Source organism: Hymenobacter terrenus (genome assembly GCF_000972495.1).
In the GTDB taxonomy this organism is placed as follows: domain Bacteria; phylum Bacteroidota; class Bacteroidia; order Cytophagales; family Hymenobacteraceae; genus Hymenobacter; species Hymenobacter terrenus.
The window spans coordinates 1-3,009 of record NZ_LATM01000082.1 but is presented as its reverse complement, the minus strand read 5'-3'; the positions used below and the strand labels follow the sequence as shown (position 1 = coordinate 3,009).

The window sequence follows — 3,009 nt, the reverse complement described above, 5'->3', positions numbered from 1 at the left end:
CCGCTAGACGGCTTCATTCGCGATGGCCCGGGTTTGGCCCTGCTAGGGGTTCTTGTTGCAAACGGGCGGATGTACACGCGAAGCCCTTCAGCAGCCTTTTATCAAAAAGGGTAGCTGCGAAATACTCCTAAAAAGGGCATTTGCAAGCAATCCAGCAGGTATACCAGCCTTATCACAAAGGATTTCTTTCTGATAGCACAAGCAAATACGGCTTACAGAATATTGTAAGTCAAAAGCTTACACGCTTATCGTGTAAGTCCGCCCGATAGGAGGAAGAACCCCTTAACGCGCTACAGCCGGCTTTCCGGTACACGGCTGGGCCTTCGTTGCCGGCAAATGCGACTGTTGGACCAACCTTTTAACCACTGCCCGTTCTGCAACAGCCACGAGCGTTTTTTGACGGGCCTCTTTTCTGAGTGGTCGGCCACCGACTTAGTACGTCAGGCGAAAGCTGCCCTCTGTAATCGTGACGTTGCCTGGAGCCCCTGTTGGGTTAGAAAAAGGCTCCGCCGTGAACGCGAACGTGCCGGCGATGGAGAAGGCCGCGGGGTCGTATTCGGTCACCTGCACTTGCCCCGTGCCGGTGCCCTGCCGGGGGGTGTACCAGAAAGAGGGACCCGATAAATCAGCGCGCATGTACTTGCCAAATGGGTATTCTTGCTGACCGAGCGGGTAGCTGCCCACGCCCGTGAAGAGGCTGCTCGCCTGGCCGTACGTAGGAATGACAAAAGCGACCTCCCGACCCACACCGTTACTCAGCACATACCCATCCACTGAGACGAGGCCACTGTTTACTTCGCCGTAGAGATTAACGGCCGTATAGGATACGCCATTTTCCACCCAGCTTAACGTGCCGCGCAGCTTCGCATCACGCGTCAAGGTGGAATAGTAGAGGGTCGTAGTTAGCCCTGCTTTGACTTGCGCTTGCTGGGGGAGTGGCGTTTTATAAGCCAGCTTCGTATCGACTGTCAGGGTATACGCGCCGGCCGGTACATTCACCAATTTAACGGCCCCCGTCGTGGCGTCGGGGGTCGCCGAGTAGCGATGACCGGCCGCATCCGTGGCCGTGACCTGCGTCGCGTAGCCAGCTGGCAAAATGGTCGTTGCAATGGTTCCCGTGGCGCTGACCTCGTCGGCCTCTTTGCGACAGGCAGTGCTGCCAAGGAGTAGGCTGGCCAAGACCAGGCGGGTAGTGGCGGTGTGCAAAAAGTGTTTCACCAGAAAGGCAGGAAAGCAAGGTTAAGCAAGTGCGGCAGGTAGAGGCAGGGAAGCACTTGTTGCATGGCAAAGATATCGTGTAGCTGTATATCGTAGTTAAGAATATATCGATTTATGAGAAAAATACTACATCCTGGCAGGGGAATGTGGGGACAGAACCTAACCTTATTCCGGGAGCGAAGATATAAGTTGAGATTATGTGAAGAGACGAATCCAAGAACGATGGAGAAAAAAACACTACTCACCATTGCCTTAAAATTCTATTTCGCTAGGTTCGGGCTAGGCGGCCTCCTAACCGGAGCTGGCCTAGCCACCCAGAGCCGTTTCTACGAGAAGTGCTGCGCTAAAATGGCGGTTACTTTCTCCTTCGTGAGGGGCTTGTTAAGGAAGTCGGCAATGNGGCTTGTTAAGGAAGTCGGCAATGGGTAACTGCTCGGCGCGGGCTTGGTCTACGGAGTGCAGCCACGTCATGAGCATGACAATCACGACCGCTGCTGGGCTAGTGGCAGTTGGGCGTAAGCTTCCAAAAAGCCCAGGCCATTGAGCACGGGCATATTCATGTCGAGCAAAATGAGTTGGGGACACGCCGCGCTAGCGGGGCCCAGGCAGCTTTGGCCCAGCGTACGCAAGCCCTGCTCCGTTCTCAGCCGTGAGCACCTGCTGGGCGACGCCCATGCGCGTTAAGAGGGCCTTATTAAGGAAGTTGGTCGTGCGGTCGTCATCGATCAGGAGCACGTTGGACAGAGGAGGCATAGCGAAGGACTGCTTAGGCGGGGAAAGTGAGGGTAAACGTGGTGCCCGCGTCTACTTGACTCTGCACGGTGATGGTGCCGCCGCCGTTCTCGACCAGGCGCTTGGTGATGTAGAGCCCGACGCCCGTGCCCTCGACGTGGGTGTGCAGGCGCTGAAACAGGCCGAAGAGCTGCCGTTGTTGCACCTGGCTCATGCCCAAGCCATTGTCCTGCACCTCCAGCACCACGCGCGACCCCGCGGGAAAGGCCCGGACCCAGACCTGAGCCGGCCGGTCAAAGGCGCGATACTTCAACGCGTTGCTAAGCAGGTTGTAAACCGCGGAGCGCACGTTGGCCGGCGAGAAGGAGACCACCAAGTCGGGGGCGACCGCGACCAGGAGCTGCGCGTGGGCCGCCGTAATCGCCGGAGCCAGGTCCAGGCGCACCGCTTCGACCACGGCAGCCAGGTGGACCGGCTCGGCGGGGCCGGCGTGGGCCAGTTGCAGCTTGGATAAGTCCGTGAGCTGGCCGATGGTGAGCTGGAAGCGCGTCGTAGTTTGCGCGAGTAAGTCCAGCAAGTGGGCAATCAGCGCGTCTTGCTGCACGGCGGCGGGCAGCGTATCGCGCAGGGCTAGGGTAATGCTCTCGATGTTGGTAATGGGGGCTTTTAAATCGTGCGAGGCGGTGTAGACGAACGTGTCCAGGTCCACGTTGGTGCGCGTGAGCTGGGTGTTGCTCGCGTGGAGTTGCTCGTTGGTAGCCAGCATCTCTTCGTTGATGGCCACCAGTTTCTGATTAAGCGCTTCTACCTGCTGGCGGGCCCGCACCTGCTCCGTAAACTCCACCGTGAAATTGAGAATGCCGGTAATGCGGCCCTGCGCGTCGCGCCGGGCTTGGTAGACGATGCTGAAATAGCGTTCCTCGAGTTCCCCGTCTTCGGCGCGGGCCACGGGAATGAGCAACTCGTGCTCCTGCTGTGTTTCGCCGGTCTCGTAGACGCGCCGCAGCAGGCGTTGTGAGGTGGTCTAGGAATGACGGACAGAAGCAGGACGTATATTTC

General features: G+C 58.1%; 3 protein-coding genes. All 3 read right to left on the bottom strand.

All coding sequences use genetic code 11. The annotated features are described in order from the left end of the window. Window positions 1-432: 432 nt before the first annotated feature. On the bottom strand, window positions 433-1,218 hold the full coding sequence (locus WX88_RS26445; protein ID WP_046247440.1) for a DUF6252 family protein: 786 nt from the start codon (window positions 1,216-1,218) through the stop codon (window positions 433-435). Between the two features lie 591 nt (window positions 1,219-1,809). Next, the gene (locus tag WX88_RS31655; protein ID WP_231590807.1) at window positions 1,810-1,971 is read right to left on the bottom strand and encodes a response regulator; all 162 of its coding nucleotides are present in this window, start codon (window positions 1,969-1,971) and stop codon (window positions 1,810-1,812) included. Window positions 1,972-1,984: 13 nt separating this feature from the next. Then, a complete protein-coding gene (locus WX88_RS26435; protein ID WP_052733146.1) occupies window positions 1,985-2,911 on the bottom strand; it encodes a sensor histidine kinase in 927 nt (308 codons plus the stop codon). Window positions 2,912-3,009: the final 98 nt, after the last annotated feature.

Excerpts from the sequence above, each read along its gene's own strand:
- WX88_RS31655 (WP_231590807.1), bottom strand. The coding sequence starts at position 1,971 with ATGCCTCCTCTGTCCAACGTGCTCCTGATCGATGACGACCGCACGACC.